Source organism: Streptomyces sp. NPDC005820, assembly GCF_040630255.1.
GTDB lineage: Bacteria > Actinomycetota > Actinomycetes > Streptomycetales > Streptomycetaceae > Streptomyces.
Window position 1 is genome coordinate 464,368 of sequence record NZ_JBEXXE010000001.1, and the last position, 19,119, is coordinate 483,486.

The 19,119-nt window shown below is 70.6% G+C and carries 11 protein-coding genes and 2 pseudogenes; 5 read left to right on the forward strand and 8 right to left on the reverse strand.

Annotation, left to right across the window (positions count from 1 at the left end; translation table 11 throughout):
* Positions 1–48: 48 nt before the first annotated feature.
* The 5 genes from ABZ464_RS02085 to ABZ464_RS02105 all read right to left on the reverse strand — a co-directional run bounded on the left by ABZ464_RS02085 (position 49) and on the right by ABZ464_RS02105 (position 4,348).
* The gene (locus ABZ464_RS02085; protein ID WP_359269550.1) at positions 49–546 is read right to left on the reverse strand and encodes a cupin domain-containing protein; all 498 of its coding nucleotides are present in this window, start codon (positions 544–546) and stop codon (positions 49–51) included.
* Positions 543–1,532 carry an alpha/beta hydrolase gene (locus tag ABZ464_RS02090; protein ID WP_359269552.1) on the reverse strand — a complete coding sequence of 330 codons (990 nt, stop codon included), beginning with the start codon at positions 1,530–1,532 and terminating at the stop codon, positions 543–545. The genes ABZ464_RS02085 and ABZ464_RS02090 overlap by 4 nt, the downstream gene beginning before the upstream one ends.
* 147 nt (positions 1,533–1,679) lie before the next feature.
* Positions 1,680–2,330, reverse strand: coding sequence for an SDR family oxidoreductase (locus ABZ464_RS02095; protein ID WP_359269555.1), 651 nt, complete (start codon positions 2,328–2,330; stop codon positions 1,680–1,682).
* Between the two features lie 31 nt (positions 2,331–2,361).
* Positions 2,362–3,171: an alpha/beta fold hydrolase gene (locus ABZ464_RS02100; RefSeq protein WP_359269558.1), complete on the reverse strand. Its 810-nt coding sequence runs from the start codon at positions 3,169–3,171 to the stop codon at positions 2,362–2,364.
* Positions 3,172–3,265: 94 nt separating this feature from the next.
* Positions 3,266–4,348, reverse strand: coding sequence for an MBL fold metallo-hydrolase (locus ABZ464_RS02105; RefSeq protein WP_359269560.1), 1,083 nt, complete (start codon positions 4,346–4,348; stop codon positions 3,266–3,268).
* Between the two features lie 260 nt (positions 4,349–4,608).
* On the opposite strand from ABZ464_RS02105, the gene ABZ464_RS02110 reads away from it, so the two are divergent.
* The gene (locus tag ABZ464_RS02110) at positions 4,609–4,941 is read left to right on the forward strand and encodes an MFS transporter (RefSeq protein ID WP_359269563.1); all 333 of its coding nucleotides are present in this window, start codon (positions 4,609–4,611) and stop codon (positions 4,939–4,941) included.
* Positions 4,905–5,624 (forward strand): annotated as a pseudogene (locus ABZ464_RS02115) (MFS transporter); the annotation flags it as partial. The gene ABZ464_RS02110 and the pseudogene ABZ464_RS02115, both read left to right, overlap by 37 nt.
* Here the strand turns inward: ABZ464_RS02115 and ABZ464_RS02120 are convergent.
* Complete coding sequence (locus tag ABZ464_RS02120; protein ID WP_359269566.1) at positions 5,543–8,515, reverse strand: BTAD domain-containing putative transcriptional regulator; 2,973 nt, start codon at positions 8,513–8,515, stop codon at positions 5,543–5,545. The pseudogene ABZ464_RS02115 and the gene ABZ464_RS02120 sit on opposite strands and share 82 nt — an antisense overlap.
* A 383-nt stretch (positions 8,516–8,898) precedes the next feature.
* Positions 8,899–9,924 carry a M28 family peptidase gene (locus ABZ464_RS02125; RefSeq protein ID WP_359269569.1) on the reverse strand — a complete coding sequence of 342 codons (1,026 nt, stop codon included), beginning with the start codon at positions 9,922–9,924 and terminating at the stop codon, positions 8,899–8,901.
* A 200-nt stretch (positions 9,925–10,124) separates the two neighbouring features.
* On the opposite strand from ABZ464_RS02125, the gene ABZ464_RS02130 reads away from it, so the two are divergent.
* From ABZ464_RS02130 to ABZ464_RS02140, 3 genes are all read left to right on the forward strand, one after another.
* The gene (locus ABZ464_RS02130; RefSeq protein ID WP_359269572.1) at positions 10,125–13,040 is read left to right on the forward strand and encodes a BTAD domain-containing putative transcriptional regulator; all 2,916 of its coding nucleotides are present in this window, start codon (positions 10,125–10,127) and stop codon (positions 13,038–13,040) included.
* Positions 13,041–13,597: 557 nt separating this feature from the next.
* Positions 13,598–16,366 (forward strand): AAA family ATPase, encoded by a 2,769-nt coding sequence (locus ABZ464_RS02135; protein WP_359269575.1) that lies wholly within the window; start codon positions 13,598–13,600, stop codon positions 16,364–16,366.
* Between the two features lie 412 nt (positions 16,367–16,778).
* Positions 16,779–17,654, forward strand: a complete 876-nt coding sequence (locus tag ABZ464_RS02140) for an alpha/beta hydrolase (protein ID WP_359269578.1) — start codon at positions 16,779–16,781, stop codon at positions 17,652–17,654.
* 1,301 nt (positions 17,655–18,955) lie between these two features.
* Here ABZ464_RS02140 and ABZ464_RS02145 read toward each other — a convergent pair.
* Positions 18,956–19,119: pseudogene (locus ABZ464_RS02145) on the reverse strand (TetR/AcrR family transcriptional regulator); the annotation flags it as partial.

The following is a 19,119-nucleotide window of genomic DNA, read 5'->3' on the forward strand; positions in this document are numbered from 1 at the left end:
CGTCTTTCCTCGTCTTTCGTCTTTCCTGCTCTTTCGGGGCGGTCCGACTCACAAGGACGGCGGCGGTCCCGTGACGCGCAGGTGGAAGGCCTCGGCGGAGGCCACGACCGCCGCGAGATCGAACTCCGGCGGCAGGTCCCCGGCCTCGGCCACCGGGGTGCCGTTGGCCCTGAAGTACTCTTCGATGCGGGCCGGGCTGAACAGCACCGCTATCCGCGCCCCCTCGGGCGAGCGCACCAGATAGCTGTGCGGAACCCCGCGCGGCCCGTACGCGACCTGCCCGGGCACCAGATCGTGGCGCTGGTCGCCGACGAAGAACGTCACCTCGCCGTCGAGGACGAACCAGACCTCCTCCTCGTCCTCGTGGACGTGGTGCGGGGGCGCGTGGCCGGCCGGGTCGGCGAACTCCATCAGGCTGAGCCGGTTGTCGGTCGCGGCGCCGGGAAGCAGAATCCTGGCCTGGCCGCCGAGGAACCAGAAGGGCTCGCGCTCGGCCGTCGGGCCGAAGGTGGGGAAGAACCGGGTCGTTTCCGTTCCTGACGTCATCGTCGGCCGTCCAGGAAACGCAGCAGCAGGTCGGTCATCTCTTTCGGGTGCTCCTCGTAGATCCAGTGGCCGGAGTCGGGGACGACGGCCGGGGTGACGTGGGTGGCGTAGTGACGTACCTGCTTCGCGACCGACGAACCGAGGCTGCCGTCGGCGCCGATCGCGAGAACCGGCATGGTCAGGGGCTTCTTCTGGAACCGCGCGTTGTCGGCGATGTCCTGCGGGAACGTCCGGAACCAGGCGAAGCTCGCTTCCAGGTGTGCGGGGTCGCGCAGGTAGGAGGCGAAGATCTGGAGGTCCTCCGGGGTCAGGGCGTCCTTGTGCACGGCGATGCCCCGCATGAAGCCGGAGATCCAGGTCAGTTCGCGGCCCTGGATCAGGCTCTCGGGGAGGCCGGTCTGCAAGGAGAAGAAGCCGAAGTGCCACGCCCCGGTGCCCTGGGCCGTCAGCGACGGGAACGTGTAGACGCCCGGGTCCGGGATCGGGGCCTCGCTGAGCACGAGCTTGCTGACACTGTGCGGGTACTGCGCGGCGTAGGAGTAGGCGACCATCGTGCCGATGTCGTGGCCGACGACGTTCACGTCCTGGTCCTTGCCGAGCGACACCAGGAGCGCGTGCAGCTTGGCGGCCATGGTCTTCTTGTCGTAGCCGGACGCCGGGGCGTCGCTCTTGCCCGCGCCGGGCAGGTCAGGTGCGATGACGGTGTAGTGCTTGGCGAGCGCGGGCATGATGCCGTGCCACTCGTACCAGGTCTGGGGGTAGCCGTGGATCAGGACCAGGGTCGGACCGTGGCCGCCGATCACGTAGTTGATGCCGGTCCCGGCGACCTGGGTCTTGTGTTCGCTGAAGCCGGCGGGGATCTGCTCGCCGGACGACGGCACCGGCTTGTCGGAGGCCGCGGCCGTGACGGTGATCGACCCGAGGACGACGGCCAGGGCGAAGGCCGCGGCCGTCAGGCGGCGGGAGCGGGGCAGGCGGAATCTCACTGAGATCTCCAGGGGGTGCGAGGGGAAGCGAGGCGCGGCCGGTCAGGGGGGGGCGACGAAGCCGCCGGCGATGACGAAGTCGGCGCCGGCGAGGGCGCTGGTACCGATCGACTTGCGCAGAGCCAGAGGGAGTCTTCGCGGGGAGGGTCAGATCTGGCGCAGCGCGCCGCCGTCGACCGCCCACTCGGCGCCGGTGATCTGGCGTGCGAGGGGGGAGAGCAGGTAGGCGATGACCCGTGCGACGTCGTCGGGGCTGCCGAGCCGGGCGGTGGGCAGCCTTCGCACCTCGCGGACGAAGTGGTCGATCGCCGCCTCCCGTTCCAGGTGGAACTGAGCGGGGAGCTGCTCGGCGAAGCCGCCCGGGCTGTCCCACAGCCGGGTCCGGGCCGGTCCGGGTTGGACGACGTTGGAACGCACTCCGCGCGGGCCGAACTCGGCCGCCAGTGTCTTGGACAGTGACAGCAGCGCGGTTTTGGCGGCCGCGTGGTCCACCATCGACACGTCCGGCATCCTGGCCGCCTCGCTGGTGAGGTGGACCAGGGAGCCATCGCGCATGAGCAGGGCGGGCAGCGCGGCCCGGGTCATCCGCACTGCGCAGTGGATGTTGAGCTCGGCGTCGCGGGCGCCGGCTTCGGCGTCGGCGCGGCGACCGGGCTGCGCGCCCTCGCCGCGGCCCGGCGCAGCCTGCGCTGCCAACTGTTCGCCTCCGCCTGCTGCGCCGGCTCCCGCCGTGGCCTCGCCGATCCCTGCGGAAGCGCCGGTCACCACCACGACTGCGTCGTCGAGTCGAAGATCCATCAGTCGGGCTCCTTGCGGGACGGGCGGGAGGTCATCGCCCGGTCTCCAGAACCTGCTGCCGCAGCCAGGTGAGAACGGTGTCCGCGACCTCGCGCCAGCCGTCGTCGATCGTCAGGGAGTGCCCGCGGTCGGGGAAGTTGGTGATGTCGGTGACGGCCTCGGAGTGCCGGTACTGCTTGAGGGTGGCCCGGGTGACGGTCTCGGGCACCGTGTGGTCCTTGCCGCCGGAGATCAGCAGCAGCGGACCGCGACCACTGTTCTGCGTGTCGACCTTCGCCGGCGAGTGAGGGTTGAAGTTGGCGGAGGCGGCCTCGTACAGCGGCTTGCCCGGCGCGGGGATGGTCCACCGCTCGTACAGGGCCGTCGATTCCTCCTCCGAGATGGCGTTGCCGAACGCGAACCGGAACTGCTCCGCGGTCAGCGAGACCGACCGGTGCTTGTTGGCCGGGTTCTTGAAGACCGGGAACGTCGCCCTCAGTGCGGACAGCGGCAGGGGCAGAACGCCCTTGATCTGTGCGGCGTCGATCGCGACCGCGGCGGCGGCGCGGTCCTGGCCGAGCAGCTTCTGCGCGATCATCCCGCCGAAGGAGTGACCGATCACGATGGGCCGCACGGGCAGGTCCGCGATCAGTGCCGCGTAGTGCTCGACGACGTCGTCGATGCCGTGGCCGGCGATGCTCTCGGGGTTCTGGCGCGCCTCCTCGACGGTGTCGGGGTCGCCGGGCCACCCGGGCGCGGACGGGTCGTAGCCCTCCTCGCGGAACAGATCGAGCCACGGCCGCCAGGAGGTGCTGTGCAGCCAGAGTCCGTGGACGAAGATCACGGGAAGCGGGACGGTCATGGCTGGGCCTCTCTTGTGTGGGTGTCCTGACCGGGTATGCGCACACGAAACCGGGAACCCCGGTGCTCTCGCACCGGGGTGGCGCCCCAGTGGTTCAGGGGTGGACGCCGAACGGCCCGAGGACACCCGCGTCGATCCGCAGGGACTCCAGCAGGGTCCAGGCGTTGTCCTTCGTGAAGACGTCGGCGGCGGCGAGGACGCCGGTGTACTTCGCGGTCACCGGGGCGGCCGCGGTGTCGGCGACCGCGTCGAGGAAGGTCTTGAAGATCGCCCACGAGTTCCCCTGCGCGTAGTACTTGTCGAAGAACGGGCTCGGGTCGACGGAGGCGATCGCGGACCGGGTACTGGCCTCCAGATCGTCCATGTACTGGATCTGCAGGGCGCCGTCCGCGCGGACTCCGAGCCGCCCGAGATGACCGCCGACGAACGTCCGCCAGGGGTAGTCCATCGCGATCCTCTGGGCCTTGATCCAGTCGGGGATGTCCTGGGAGACCGCGAGGTTCTTGAACGGCACCCACCCGGGGTACAGGACGTCGACCAGCATCAGGGTGGCGTATTCGGGCGCGTAGACGAAGATGTTGTCCGGGGAGTGGTTGGGCCCGTGGTACGCCAGGTGCAGGGTTTCACCACCGACCTTGAGCTGGTACTTGTCGTGGAACGTGACCGTCGGCAGCGGACGGTTGGGGTCCGCCGCGCGGGCCAGCAGGCCGGCCGTCGCGGCGTGCGAGATCCGGACGACGTCGGTTCCGAACAGACCGGCGGCGCCGATGTGGTCGGCGTGCGAGTGCGAGTAGACCAGGTGGGTCACCTTGCTCGGCCGGCCGTTGACCCGGGTGATGTCGTCGATCGCGCGCAGCAGGTTGTGCCCGATGGTCGGCGGCGCGTCGACGAGGACGACGCCCCGCGTGGTCGTCAGGAACATGGACTGGTAGTAGGAGTCGGTGACCCAGTACAGGTTTCCGGCGATCCGGCCCACGTGGTAGCCGTCCGTGTTCATCTTGGGCCCGGCCGAGGAGGCCGGGATCGGCGCGAAGTCGGGCAGGCCGCCCTCGTCGGCGTGGGCGGGCTCGGCCAGCACGCCCCCGACGAGGGTCGCGGCGGCCGGGACGGCGAGGGCGCCGGCAGCGCCTTTGAGGAATCCGCGGCGGCCGGTCGGAGGCAGGAGTTCGGGAGACATGGGAGTCGGGTCGCCTTTCGGTTCAGGGGAAGAATCGGGGTCGGATTCCGGGGTGAAGGTGTTCAGCTGAAGCAGGGATCGAAGGTGTCGAGTGGCCGGTGGCCGTCGGTGGCCCGGCCCGTCCGCTGCCGACGGCCTCAGCGCTCCTCGCCGCGCAAACCGTGATCGCCGGCCACGTCAGGACAGCACCGCGTGAGCAGCGTTCGCACCGGGGCCCCACCCCAGTGGGACGGGCCCACCGACGGCCGCCTCGGACTGGGGTGGACCCCGGTGCGGGCCGCGTCAGAACACCGCACATCCGAGGCGCGCCGGCAGCAGGCAGTCGTTACGTCCGCAACGCGCCTCGAGTACGGCGTCTGATCCTGTTCGCAGCGCTGTTCATCCCGGGAGCGGTCGCACTGTGGGCCCTGTTGCCGGTGGTCGCCAAGACGGAACTGGGGCTCGGCGCACCCGGCTACGGCGCGCTTCTCGGCGCAGTGGGGGTCGGAGCCGTAGCGGGGTCGCTTCTTCTGCGGCCACTGACCCGTCGGCTCGGCGGCGACGGACGCTCACAGCGTCGATCCTCGGCTACGCCGCGGTCATCGCCGCCCTGACCCTCACCCGCTCTGCGTGGATCGCGGCTGTCGCACTCGTCGGCGGCGGCATCGCCTGGATCGGGGTCCTGACCACGCTCAACGCGTCGCTGCAGCTGACGTTGCCCGCCTGGGTGCGGGCGCGGGGCCTCGCGTTCTACCTGCTCGCCTTCCAGGGCTGCCAGGCAGTCGGATCGCTGCTGTGGGGAGCCGTCGCGCAGCGGGCGGGGGTACGGCCCGCGCTCACCGCGGCGGCAGCCTCCCTTGTCCTGGCCGCGCTCGCTCACGTCCGATGGCCGCTGCACGACGCCGCGACCGCCGACAGCACGACACCGGTGATCGTCGAGTACCGGGTCCGACCGGGGAACACGGCTGCCTTCCTGGCCGAGATGGACCACGTCGGACGGTCGCGGCAGCGCACCGGCGCGTTCAGTTGGGGCCTCTACGCGGACACCGCATCCCCCGACCGCCTTTTCGAAACGTTCCTCGTCCGGTCGTGGTCAGAACACCTGGCGCAGCACCACGAACGGCAGACCGGCCTCGACAGCGCCATGGAGGCAAGGGCCCGAAACCTGCTGACCGAACCGCCGCAGGTCGTTCATGCGGTCGCACACGAACGGGTTCAGCGCCCTTCTGACGGCTCTCCCTGGGAGAAGGAGCGACGTTCGGTGCGTACGGCCGGGGGTCCCTCCCACACGGTCTGAAGCTTCGCCCGCACCTCGGCCGCCCACGGGGGATCGATCTCCGTGAGGATGTCCGCCGCCTGCGCCCACACCGCACGAGCGGCCGCGTCGTCGCCGGTCGCCGCGTGGGTGTCGCCGAGCCGGGTGAGGCTGCCGGCCTCGTTGTAACGGTCGCCGTTCCTGCGCAGCATGCCGATGGCTCGCAGGTAACAGGTGTGCGCCCGCCTGAAGTTGCCCAGATGATGATGGGCGTAGGCAAGGGTGTCCCAGGCGTTGGCCTCGTTCGGACCGCCTCGGTCGCTCATCCGTCGGTACAGAGAAAGCGACCCTACGGCGTTGGCCATGGCCTCGTCGTAGTCGCCGAGTACCGCTTGGTACCAGGCGATCGCGTTCATCGCGTCCGCCTGCCCGCTCGGATGTCCGGCGATGCGGTACAGGTCCAGGGCGTGCCGGGTCTGCCGTATCGCCTCACCGTGCCTCTCGGTGCGGGTCATCACCCAGCCGAGAGCGCGTCGTGTGTGTGCCTGGCTGAGGTCGTCGCCCAGCGCCTCGAACAGGGACAGGGCGTGGCGCAGGTGGTCTTCGGCCTCGGCATAGCGGCGGAGCAGTGAACAGGCGCGCCCGAGGCCACCGTGGGCATGCGCCATGCCGACGGGGTCGGCGAGCTGCTGGGCCGCGGCGAGGGCGATGCGCTGGAGGTCCGCCCAGTCGTGCCAGTGCCCGAACCGTTCGTGCACCGGGTCCAGCAGCCGTGCCAGTTGCCACGCGTGGCCGCCGAACCCTTCGTCCACCGACTGCCGCGCCACTTCCAGCAGGACGAGCCGCTCCGCACTGAACCAGCCGAGGGCGGACTCGGCGTCCCTCAGGACCACCGGGGTCCCCGTGGTCTCCGGTGACGGGGGCGGTGAAGGGAAGACACCCGCCGGATCGAGAAGGGGGGCGCTGGCGTACGCGGTGAGCAGATAGTGATCGAACATGCGGCGCAGGGCGTCGCGCCGTTCCTCCTCACTGTCCCCCTCGCCGTCCTCGGCACGGGCGAGTTCGTTCGCATACGCGCGCAGGAGGTCGTGGAAGCGGTATCGGCCCGGGGCCTCCTCGGTGAGGAGGTGCGTGCGCGTCAGTTCGCCCAGCAGGGAACGGACCCGGCCGGTCGGGCGGTCCGCGAGTGCGGCGGCCGCGTGTGTCCCGATGTCCGGCCCGGGATGCAGGGACAGGAGCCGGAACAGCCTGGCCGCTTCGCCGGTCAGCGTGCGGTACGACCAGCCGAACACCGTCCGCACATCTGTCGTCGCATCGAGGCCGTCGAAGGCGTCGAGGCTTCCGTTCGCCTCCATGAGTTCCGCTGCGATGCCGGACAAGGGGAACGTCGGGTTCATCAGGGCGCGGGCCGTGATGATGGACAGCGCCAGTGGCAGCCCGCCGCAGAGGGAGACGATCGTGTCGACGGCAGCGGGTTCGGCGGCCACCCGGTCGGCCCCTAGACGTCGTACGAGTGACTGCCTGGCGTCTTTCGGAGACAGTAGGTCGAGGGTGAGGGGGTGTGCGCCGCCGGCCACCACCAGGCTCGTCAGCTGATTGCGACTGGTGATCAGGACCAGGCAGCCGGCGGCTCCGGGCAGCAGCGGACGTACCTGGTCGGCGTCGCGCGCGTTGTCCAGCAGGACCAGGACGCGTCGGTCCGCGAGGAGGCTTCGGTACAGAGCCGCCTGGGCTTCCAGGCTGTCGGGCATCTGCTTGCGGCTGACTCCCAGGGCCTCGAGGAAGCCGCGTACGGCTTCCGCCGGGTCCATGGCCGCGCCGTGGAGATCGAACCCCCGCAGATTGACGTAGAGCTGGCCGTCCGGGAAGCGGTCCGTCACTCGATGGGCCACCTGGACGGCCAAGGTGGTCTTGCCCACTCCGGCCATGCCGCCGATCGCGTTGATCACCATGGTGGTCCCGGGTCCACCCTGGCCCGGGACGGCCGGAAGGCGGCGCAGCATGTGGTCGATCTCGGCCTCACGGCCTGCGAAGTGTTCGTAAAGGGCCGGGAGTTGGGCCGGCCGGGGCAGTGGAACGAGTAGGTCGTCACGAGCCGGGGAGGCCGTCTCGGGAGCAGCGGGCCGACCGGTCGAGCCCTCACTGTCCGAGGCCGCGGAGGGCGTCGGGGAGGTGGGTGCGGTCCGCGCACTCAGCACTTCGCGGTGAGCGGCCAGCAACTCGGAGGAGGGCTCGACGCCCAGTTCCTCGGCCAGCAGCACCCGGATTCTCTGATAGGTCTCCAAGGCCTGGGCCTGCTGGCCCGTCAGCGTCAGCGCCCTGATCAGCCGGCTGTGCAGCGGTTCGTCAAGGGGATGGTTGTCCGCCAGGCCCTGCAGTTGGGCCAGCACCGGTTCCGCGCGGCCGCAGCGCAGGGCCGTGTCGGCGGCCTCCTTGACCGTGGCCAGACGCTCGCCGTCGAGACCCGCGAACACGGGGTGGCTGCGAGCCTGCGCCGGTATCCCGGCCGCCGCGTGACCGCGCCACAGCGCCAGGGCCTGCGCATACAACTCGAGGGCGTACGCGGAACCGTCCGCTTGGTCGGCCGCCCGCGCCCGCGTACGCAGGTCACGGAAGCGCAGCAGGTCGAGTGCGGTGACGCCGACGTTCAGCCGGTATCCGCCGCCCTCTCGGAGCAGCCATCTCCCGGTCGCCATCCGGGGCAGCCCCGGCTCCAGCACGCGGCGCAGCGAGCCCACATAGCGGCGTACGACATTGACCGCGCTCGGCGGCGAATCCCGCCCCCACAGCATGTCGACGACTTCCGCGACGGTGACGGGCCGGCCGGCGTTCGCCAGCAGCAACGCCGCGAACGCCTGCTGCTGCGGGGGCCCCAGGCGCAGCTCGACATCGGCCCGCCAGGCGCGTACCGGACCGAGCACGGCGAAGTGCACCGTCTCCCCCGGGGGTCGGAGCTCCCGCCCGCCGGAAGGACCGGTCGTGGGCCTGGCTGACGGTCTCCGCGGTTCGGCCGGGTGCTTCATACGGCGGTCGGCCGAGCACGATGCCCGGCGAAGCGCGAGCCGGTGCCCGTACCTGCCGTTGCCCTGCTGAACGCGTCGAGCACCATGGTCATGAATCCCCCCGTCCCGAGGCCCCGACCCGCCCTCACCGCCCGCGACCGATGCGCGTTCCAGCTGTGCCGTCAGGGACCTTCCCCCAGCTCACAGTACCCCGGCCCGCAGGGCGACGGCCGGTCGTGCGGGGTCGAGGTCGGACGGCCGCGGACGGGACGGATGACCACAGGGTGCACGTCGCCCCTCACCATGACGTTCTCTCACCCGCGGGGCCAGTGCAGCGCTGTGGCCGCGGTCGCGGCGGTGACCGCGGCCAGCCGGTCGTAGTCGAGGAGGTCCGCCGTGTCCGTGGGGCGGTGGTAGTGCCGATTACGGAAGTTGGCGGTGCTGGTCAGCATGAGCGCCGGGATCCGGCGGTTCCAGAACGAGGCGTGGTCGCTGCGCCCGAGATGATTCGCCGGTGGTACCAGCAGGCCGATGAGCAGACCCGACGGCCCTTCGGGACGGCGGTCACGGAGGGCGATCGACGGGAGGGCGGGCAGTGCCGGACCCACGCACCCGGCCGCACGCTGCCACAGAGCGGCGGCACCCTGTGTGGAACGCCGGTGGACCACGAGGGTGAAGTCGCCGCGGAAGCGGTTCGCACGGACCTCGCGGGAGGCCGACGGAAAGGCCAGACCGAAGCCTGCGGGCAGCCGCTGACCACCCGGCTCAGGTGCGAAGTACCCGACCGACTCCAGACAGATCATGCCCGCCACCTGCCCCTGTCGGTCGGTGAACTGCCGGGCGGCGTACCGCGAGCCGATCAGTCCCAGTTCCTCCATGTCGAAGCACATGAGGGTGACGGGCGGCGGCTCTTCCAGCGCGCCGAGCAGCCGGGCGGCCTCCAGCAGGACCGCCACACCGGAGGCGTTGTCGTCGGCTCCTGGGCTTCCGTCCACGGAGTCCAGGTGCGCGCCGATCAGCACGGTCGGCCGCTGCGGGTGCCCGGGGAGTCGCGCGAGCAGGTTGGCGCCGGTCAGCCGCCGATGCAGGCGCAGCTTGAGAGGAAGGAGCCGGTGCCCTTGCCGGTCGGTCGCACCTGGCTGCCACCGCAGGTCGAACGGCTGTCGCTCGACCTGCCATCCGGCGGCCGACAACTCCTCCGTCACATGGCGCTCCGCCTCGGCCATGGCTTCCGGCGCGCGCATACGGCTGCGTGGGCCCGCCGCCAGGACCTCGACATCGCGTCGAAGCCGTGCCGGGTCGACCTGTCCGGCCAGCAGGCGCACCGCCGACTCGATCATGTGGAGACTCCGTCCGTCGTGCCGGGTACCGCTGCTCGGTCCGGCTCGGTGTGGTGGGGGCAGCGTAGGAGTCCGGCGGTTACCGATGGATGCGTCTGAAGTGACCATCGGCGCGAAAGAACCGCAGGGCGGGGAATGGTCAAGACCGGAAATGATCGAGGTCGGTCGGTGCGCATTGCCGACGTCATAGACTCCGAACTGTGCGTTTCACGGTGTTGGGGCCCGTCGGAGCCTGGCGAGGCGAAAGGGAGCTGACCCCGGGGCCGCCCAAGCGGCGAGCCCTGCTGGCCCTGCTCCTGACGCGGGCGGGGGAGCCCGTTCCCGTCCACGAGATCGTCGATGTGCTGTGGGGCGAGAACGCGCCGGTCAGCTCCGTCAATGTGCTGAGCCGTCATGTGGGAGCCCTGCGCGGGATGTTGGACGCGGATCCGTCCGGACAGACGACGTCCAGCCGACTCGTACGTGGCTCCGGAGGCTACCGCCTGATACTCGGCGCAGGGGAGCTCGACCTCCAGCGGTTCCGTGCCCTGCGTGACGAGGCGAGTGCGGCCCGGGATCTGGGCGACCCTGCCCGAGCCGCCGCGTCACTGCTCGAGGCACTCGCCCTGTGGCGCGGCCCCACGGCGTCGGGGATCGCGCCGGAAGTGCGCGCGCACCCCGCCTTCGCGTCGGTGGACCGGGAGTATCCGGCTGCGGTGAAGGAAGCCGCCGCGGTGGCCCTCGAAGCCGGACCGGCACTCGCCGGGCAGTTGCTGCCGATCCTCAGACAGACGGCCGCGGCCCACCCCTTGGACGAGGTGCTCCACGCGAGTCTCGTCACAGCGCTCGCGGCGACCGGACACCGGGCCGAGGCATGGAACGCCTATCGGGACGTCAGTACGCGGCTCGTCGATGAGCTGGGTCTGGACCCGGGCCCGGAACTTCTGGCCGCCGAACAGCACTTGCCGCGCGGCACCGCCTCCACACCGCCGGGCCCGTCGGGACCCGCGGGCAGTGCTCGGAGCAGTGCCGAGAACGACGCACCCCAACCGTCGTACGGCGGCGCCCGCGTGCCGGAAACCTCCACCGGCGAGGCGGCAGACGGCGCGACGTGGGCCCGCCCCGCACAACTCCCGCCCGACCTGGTGATGTTCACCGGCCGTCGCGCCGAACTGGACCGGGTTGACGCCCTCTTGTCTCCGTCGGACGATCGGCCGAACGCCGTGGTGATCAGCGCGATCGGCGGCATGGCGGGCGTCGGCAAGACCAGCCTGGCGGTGCACTGGGCCCACCGGATCGCCCACCGCTTTCCCGACGGCCAGCTGTATGCCGACCTGCGCGGCTTCGACCCGTCGGGTTCGATCGCGGATCCCGCGGAGGTGATCCGCGGCTTTCTCGATGCCCTGGGCGTCCCCGCGCACCGCGTACCGGCCGGCCTTGACGCCCAGACCGCCCTCTACCGGAGTCTGCTGGCCGGCCACCGAGTCCTGGTGCTGCTGGACAATGCGCGCGACACGGAGCAGGTCCGCCCGCTCCTGCCGGGCTCCGCCGGATGCCTGATCGTCATCACGAGCCGCAACCACCTGCACGGACTGGTCGTCGCGGACGGCGCCCATCCCCTCTCGCTCGACCTCCTGACGGCCGCGGAGTCCAGGGAGTTCCTCATCAGGCGACTCGGCACGAAGCGGGTCGCCGAGGAGCCGACCGCCGCCGACGAGATCGTCGCACTGTGCGGCTCCCTGCCGTTGACACTGGCCATCGTCAGTGCCCGTGCCGCGGTGCAGCCGGGCCGGAGCCTCTCGTCCATCGCCGAGGACCTGCGCGAGACCCGCGGCAGCCTCGCCGGCTTCGCCAACGATGACCCCGCCACCGACCCCCGTACGGCGTTCTCGTGGTCCTACGACGCTCTCACACCAGGTGCGGCGAGACTGTTCCGTCTCCTGGCGATCCATCCCGGCCCCGACGCGTCCACCGCGACCGCGGCGGTTCTGCTGGGCCTACCGCTCAAAGACGTACGCCCTCTCCTCGCCGAATCGGTCGGCGCGCATCTGCTCACCCAGCGGTCCCCGGGCCGCTTCGGTTCACACGAACTGCTGCGGATCTACGCCGCGGAACTGGCCGAATCACACGACGCCCTCGAGGAGCGGGACGCCGCACGGCACCGGCTGCTCGACCACCTCCTGCACACCGCTCACCGGGCCGACAGCCTGCTCGCACCCCACCGGGAACGTCTCGCCCTGTCACCGCGGGTCGCCGCCGGGGCCAGTCCGGTGGCGTTCGACAGCCAGGAGAAAGCGGCGAGCTGGCTGAACTCCGAGCGACCGGTCCTCCTCGCAGCCGTGCAGGAGGCGGCCCGATCCGGCTTCGGCGTCCACTGCTGGCAGCTGGCCGCGACACTGGAACTCTTCCTCGACCGGCATGGCCGGTGGCAGGACCAACTAGCCGTTCAGGCGGCGGCGTTGCACGCGGCCGAGGAACTGGGCGATCTCTCGGGACGCGCTCACGCGCACCGGGCGCTGGGCTTCGTGAACGGGCGTCTGGAGCGCCCCGCCGAGGCACGCGGACACCTGTCCACCGCGCTGGAACTGTTCGCCGCCATCGGCGACTTGCCCGGCCAGGGGCGCGTCCACCGCTACCTGGCCTTCCAGGCCAACCGCCAAGGCCATCACCACGAGGCACTCGACCACTACCGCGAGGCGCACTCGCTGTACGAGGCGGCCGGTCATCGCAGCGGACAGGCAGGCATCTTCAACGAGGTCGGCTGGACCCACATTCTGCTCGGCGCGTACGAGGAAGCCCTGGCCGACTGCCAACGGGCGATCACCATGAACCAGCAACTCGGCGACCGCAACGGGGAGGCCGCCGCCTGGGACAGCCTCGGCTACGCCCGTCACCACCTCGGCCAGTATCAGCAGGCCCTCACCTGCTACGAACACGCGTTGACGGCATACCGCGAGATCCACGACGACTACCTGGAAGCGGACACTCTCGTCCACATCGGTGACGCGTGGGAGGCCGACGGCTCCCAGGAGCGGGCGGCGGGCGCCTGGCAGCAGGCACTGGAGATCCTTGAGGCCATCGCGCACCCCGATGCCGAGCACGTACGCGACAAGCTCCGGCGCCCCGACGACACATGACCCGACGCCGAGGCATCCCTCCGCGGTCGAGAGCACACGTACGCGGGGAGCGGCGGCCGCACTCCGCCGTACTCAGGGGCTACAGCGAACAGCACGAAGCCTGCTGGCGGACCACCCGGCTGTGTGGGGGTACTGACGAGGCGGACGGGGCCTGTCCGGCTTCTCCACAGCTTTGGGTTCACCGCCTGGGACGTGGGGTGGGCCCCGCGCTCGCACAGCGCCCGTCGGCGTACCGGCGCGTGGGGTTCCAGACCGGGGTGAACGCTCGCCCGACGGGGTGTTCACCTTCTCGGCACGCTTTGCACACTCCGACCCGCTTACCGTCAATCGACGGCATTCAGCCTTCCCCGACGGCTCGGACGCCGGAAAAGAGCACACCAATCCCGGGGGGACCGTGCCTGTTTTGCCTGGTGGCGAGATGTCAGCCACGCGAATGAAGCATCAAGTCGCCGAGCACGTCGCCAAGGGACCTGGCTGCCGTCGCCGCCCTCGACGACTTGGCCTGTTGCGGCGCGCCCACCGTCTGAACCGGGCAGAGCATCGCGAAAGGAGATCTCATGATGTGGTCCGGGGTTCACCACGCGGCGGGGCCGCCGATGGTCGGTCGGCACGCGGAGCGTGAGGCGATCGGAAGACTGCTCGAATCGGTCCGTGACGGCTTCAGTGGCGTCCTGGTGCTCACCGGCGACGCGGGAGTCGGCAAATCCCGGCTTCTGGAGTACGCCGCCGAGTCGGCCGCGGACCTGACAGTCGTCAGGCTGGTCGGCGTGGAGGCCGAGACACGACTGGGCTATGGCGCCCTGCACCGGCTCATGCTGCCCTACCTCGGCCGGCTGTCGGCTCTGCCGCAGCGCCAGCGTGACGCCCTGAACGCCGCGTTCGGGCTGACCGATGCTTCGCCGTCCGACCGCCATCTGGTCGGATTGGCCGCGCTGACGCTGCTCTCGGACGCGGCCACGGCGGCGCCGATGCTCTGCCTGGTCGACGACGTGCAGTGGCTGGACCGCGAGTCGGCGGAGACCCTGGCGTTCGTGGGCCGACGCCTGTACGCGGACTGCCTCGGGCTGCTGTTCGCCGGGCGTGACGGGACCGGCGTCCACGACGTCTTCGGCGCCCTGCCCGCACTCCGGCTGGAGGGACTCGCGGACGTGGAGGCCCGGGCCCTGCTGACCGACGCTGTGACCGGGCACCTCGACCAGGCCGTCGCCGAGCGGCTCGTGGCCGGCACCGGAGGCAACCCGCTCGCGCTTCTGGAACTGGCCGTGAACCTGGGCTCGGAGCAGCTGGCCGGGATCACACCCCTACCCGAGCCGCTACCGGTGAACCGGCAGCTGGAAGAACACTTCCGGCAGGCGGCGGCGCTGCTGCCCGCCGACACCCAGACCCTGCTGCTGCTCATGGCCACGACGCCGACGGACGACCAGGCCACGCTGTGGCGCGCCGCCGGCGCCCTGGGGCTGTCCATCCGGTCGGCCACGCCCGCGATCGCCGCGGGGATACTGAACCGCGGGATCGTCGCCGAGTTCCGCCACCCGCTGATCCGGTCGGCGGTCCACTCGGCCGCGTCCGCCGAGGAGCGACGCGGTGTCCAGGCGGCACTGGCCGCCACGAGCGCTCCCGAGCGCCGGGCCTGGCATCTGGCCGAGGCGGCCATCAGTCCGGACGACGGCGTGGCCGCACAGCTCGAAGCCGCCTCCGAACTGGCCCAGACGCGTGGCGGATACTCCGAACAGGCCCTGGTCCTCACCCGGGCGGCGGAGCTGACCGCGCACCCGGGCAGACGGGCCGAGCGGTATCTCGACGCGGCGGCGGCACACCTTACCTCCGGCAATCTGCCGGCGGTCCGGACGCTGCTCGAACTCGCCACTCCCGACCTGACCGGTCCGACCGCCCGGGTCCACGCGATACGGCTGCGGGCCTCCGTCGAGATGGTTTGTGCCCGCACCCGTGAGGTGCCCGCGATGCTGCTGGACGCGGTGGCCGACCTCGGCACCACCGATCCCGTGGCGAGCTGGGAGCTGCTGCGCGAGGCGACGTACGCCGCGATCATGGGCGGCCGGATGATCACGGGGACGACAACCCTCGAGGTCGCCAAGGCCACCGCCGACGCCTGGCGCGAACCGGCGTTGCCGGCCTGGAGCCCCGATCCGCTGATGGCGGCACTGGCGCGCTTGATCGCCTACGGCTACGCCGCGGGAGCCCCGGCCCTGGCCGCGGCCCTGACCCGGTTGCGTACCGCCGACGAACTCCAGGAGCAGAATACGTTCAGCGCCATGGTCGGCATCGCGGGCGACGAGTTGTGGGACATCGAAGCCAAGCGGGAGATCCTCGGGAAGCTGGTGACGGCAGACCGCGGCCGCGGAGCCCTCTACGGGCTCGGTATCGCGTTGGTCTCCCTCGCCACCGTGGAGATCTGGGACGGCCGGTTCGCCGCCGCCGAAAGCTGCTACGACGAGGCGGACGACTACATGACCGCGACCGGGTACAGCGCGTCGGGAGACTTCCACAAGGCCCTGCTGTATGCCTGGACCGGCCGGGAAGCCGAACTGCGGGCCGCGGTCGCGACGATGAACGCCATGGCCGAGAACCTGGGCCTCGTACTGAACCGGCGGGGGATCGGCCAGGCCCTGAGCATCTTCGAGATCGGTCGCGGACGGTATCGGGAGGCGCTCGACGCCCTGCTCGCGGTCTTCGACTACGACCCGTTGGTCCTCGGCGACATCAATCTCGCCGGAATGGTCGAGGCCGGGCTGCGGGCCGGCGACCGGAAGGCCGCCGCCATGGCCATGGAGCGCATGGAGGAGCGCGCTCCGCTGGCCGGAACCCCATGGGCGTGGGGGCTGCTCGCGCGCTGCCAGGCCCTGATGGCCGACGATGACGGAGCCGAGCAGCTGTACCAGGAATCGATCTCGCAGCTCGAGAAGGTCCCGGTGGCCGTGGAGCTGGCATGGTCGCGCCTGCTCTTCGGCGAATGGCTCCGCCGTCGCAGGCGTCGCGCCGACGCCAGGGTCCAACTGCGGGCCGCGTACGAGTCTTTCGAGTCCTTTGGAGCCGCGTCCTTCGCCGAGCGGGCGAGGGTGGAGCTGCTGGCAACCGGGGAGACCGCACGCAAGCGCACGGTCGACACCCAGTTCGACCTCACCCCTCAGGAACGTCATGTGGCGATGCTGGCCGCGTCGGGGTTGACCAACGCGGAGATCGCCACCCAGTTGTTCGTCACCACCTCGACCATCGAGTTCCATTTGAGCAGGGTCTTCCGCAAGCTCGGTATCACGTCGCGCAAGCAGATCGGGCGCAAGCTGAGTGACACCGATTCCGACGATTGACAGCGGGCCGTCGACCGCCAGGCTCCGCCCGGCTCAGTCGGATCGCCCGGCTCGGCCGGCCTGCTAGGTGGCGGGCGCCGCCGAACGGTGGCCGCCGAGCAGTACCCGGACACCGCAGCCCGGCCACCGCCCCGACGGCGATCGCGGCCGCGAGGCGGTGTGAGCGCGCCGAACTCGAACAGCAATCCACCGACGATCCGGCAGCCGCGGCCGGCGCCGTGAGCACACCGCCGCGGAACCCCTCGTCGCGGGACTCCTGGACGCCGCCCTCCAGCGGGACGTCCTCGAACCGGGGTGGCTCCCCGGTGCGAGCGAAACGTCGGCCGGTGTGGAATGCGACCGATCGGCACCATTGGTGCCGGCGGGAACCTGATACGAGGAGGCGGCGATGACGAGATCCGGAGCGCCAAGGATGACGGATCACGTCGGCGTCCCGCTCGCCCACGGCCGGCCACGGGTCAACGGGGTCGATCTGCACTATGCGACGGGCGGCAGTGGCGACCCGGTCGTCCTGCTCCACGGCGTGCCGAAGAGCATGTTCTTCTGGCGGCACGTCATCCCGCTGCTCACACCGCACTACACGGTCGTCGCGGTGGACCTGCGCGGATTCGGCGGCTCCGGACGTCCGGCGACCGGGTACGACACGCGGACCCTGGCCGCCGACATCGCCGCGCTCATGACAGTGCTGGGACATGACCGGTACCGCGTGGTGGGCGAGGACTGGGGTGCGGCCGTCGCCTACGCCGTGGCGGCCTTCCACCGCCCGAAGGTCGTCCAACTCGTCTTCCAGGAGACGAGACTGCCCGGACTGCGGGTCCCCGACCTCGGGCCGCTCGCCGCCGAGGATCCCCGCACCGGCTGGCACCGTTCGTTGTTCAGCCTGCCGCACTATCCCGAATTGCTGCTCGCCGGCCGGGAGCGCGCCTTCTGGACGTACTTCATGCGGCGGACCATGTGGGACCCGAGCGCCTACACGGACGCCGACGAGGACGAATACACCCGAGGGCTCGAAGAACCGGGCGGCAACCACGCCGTGTTCGAGCTGTACCGGGCCACCGAGACCGACGCCGAACAGAACCGGCCGCAGTTCGCCGTCCCGCTGGAATGCCCGGTGCTGGCCGTCGGAGGTCGCGCCTACCTGGCCGCGGAGCCCGGAGAGCAGATGACTCAGGTCGCGGTGGACGTCACACCTGTGGTGATCGAGCAGGCGGGGCACAACATCCCGTTGGAGGCGCCCGTCGAACTCGGGCGCTGCTACCTCGATTTCTTCGCGACGGCGAAAGAATGACAGTTCAGCAAGTACGGCCGTAGCGCTGCGCCGACGGCCGGCACACGGTGGACGAGCATCGACAGCACGCGCCGGCGCCGCCCCGCCGCCGCACCCGGCCGACAGGTCCCGGGCGACAGCGGCGTGACCTCAGCCGCTGTTCTCTCCACGGCCTGTCTGGTCCGGGCAGGCACGGACGCCGACAGCCGGCCCGTGTTCGTCGACCTCAGCCGCTTGGACGGCGTGCTCAGCGTGAGCAAAGCCGCAGGTGGCGGCAGACGAGTCGGGCTGTACGCCGGGTATTCCTGACGCACCTTTCTGACCTGCGGCTTCGTGGGGCGTATCGGTTGTGACCTGCTAGGTCGGGTTGCAGAGGCGACCGGAGGCAGTCAGAGGAAACCGCTCTGATTCGACCCCGATTCGAACCGAGCTGCTCGGAGCCGATCAGAGGCAACCGCCCTCTGTTTTGGTCCGAGTCTGCCCAGGTCAGACGGCGTTGATTGGGCTGTGAACCCGCTGACAGCACTCGGAATCGACCTCGGTCGAGCCGCGATGAGGACGTCTGCCTCCGGCATCGGAGCCAGGCATACGAATGCCTCCAGGATGGCCATCCTGGAGGCATCGCTGGCACCGATTGGAGGTCGGTACCGGACACCACCCGTGGTTTTAGCGGGCCTGGGTGGCGTCTCTGTCCTTGCGGGACGGCTCCACAGTGCCACACAGCACCCACCAGACAGCTTCTCTCCGACGGCCATTTCACCCAGGCGAGCGACTGGGCCTTCACCATCTGCCTACGGCTGCAGCCGATCTCATTCGGCTCGGGACAGTCCGGAGCCTCCACCGATCCCGGAACGGTTCACAGTCCCTCTCACGTCACGCCCGGTTCACCGAAACCTGGGACATTTATGCCCGCCCGCCGAAGATTGCAGAAGGTCTGACGGTGACTGCTTTCGGCGAGGCATTCCACTCGATCCTGCAGCACCCCAAGGGTCGCTGACGACCAAGCTGCATCGTGCCCATCGCCCGCGCCGACACCGGCAGCCCGTGCACGGCCTGCACCGAGGTGCGGGAGTCGTGGGCCATGGCGCGAGCCTCGGCGATCTCCGTACTGCCCTCGAACGCGGCACCGGCCCTGATCAGACGATCGGCAAGCGGGTCCTGACCCTCATTTTGGGCAGCAGCGTCCATTATCCCCGGAACGCCACAGCACGCGCCGACACACGAGGTCACGGCGGCGCGTGAACCTGCGGGCCGTGTCTCCGCGGCGTCGAAGGGGGCCGGCCGCATCAGATGCTGGTGCAACGAGGCCGGCCGTTCCCTTGTCAGGTGTGGCGCGGGCGGGGCAGCAAGGCGAACGCGCTCTCCGCGATCGAGTTCAGGCGGTCGGGGCTGTGGCCGTACGCGCCCACGACATCGCTCCCGCGGATGACGGTCAGCAGTAGGTACGCGAGGTCGTCGGGATCCGCGTCGGGGTCGATGTCGCCGT

Coding starts and splice junctions, on each gene's coding strand:
- ABZ464_RS02105 (WP_359269560.1), bottom strand. CDS start 4,348: ATGTCTCCCGAACTCCTGCCTCCGACCGGCCGCCGCGGATTCCTCAAA.
- ABZ464_RS02085 (WP_359269550.1), bottom strand. CDS start 546: ATGACGTCAGGAACGGAAACGACCCGGTTCTTCCCCACCTTCGGCCCG.
- ABZ464_RS02095 (WP_359269555.1), bottom strand. CDS start 2,330: ATGGATCTTCGACTCGACGACGCAGTCGTGGTGGTGACCGGCGCTTCC.
- ABZ464_RS02140 (WP_359269578.1), top strand. CDS start 16,779: ATGACGGATCACGTCGGCGTCCCGCTCGCCCACGGCCGGCCACGGGTC.
- ABZ464_RS02125 (WP_359269569.1), bottom strand. CDS start 9,924: ATGATCGAGTCGGCGGTGCGCCTGCTGGCCGGACAGGTCGACCCGGCA.
- ABZ464_RS02135 (WP_359269575.1), top strand. CDS start 13,598: ATGATGTGGTCCGGGGTTCACCACGCGGCGGGGCCGCCGATGGTCGGT.
- ABZ464_RS02100 (WP_359269558.1), bottom strand. CDS start 3,171: ATGACCGTCCCGCTTCCCGTGATCTTCGTCCACGGACTCTGGCTGCAC.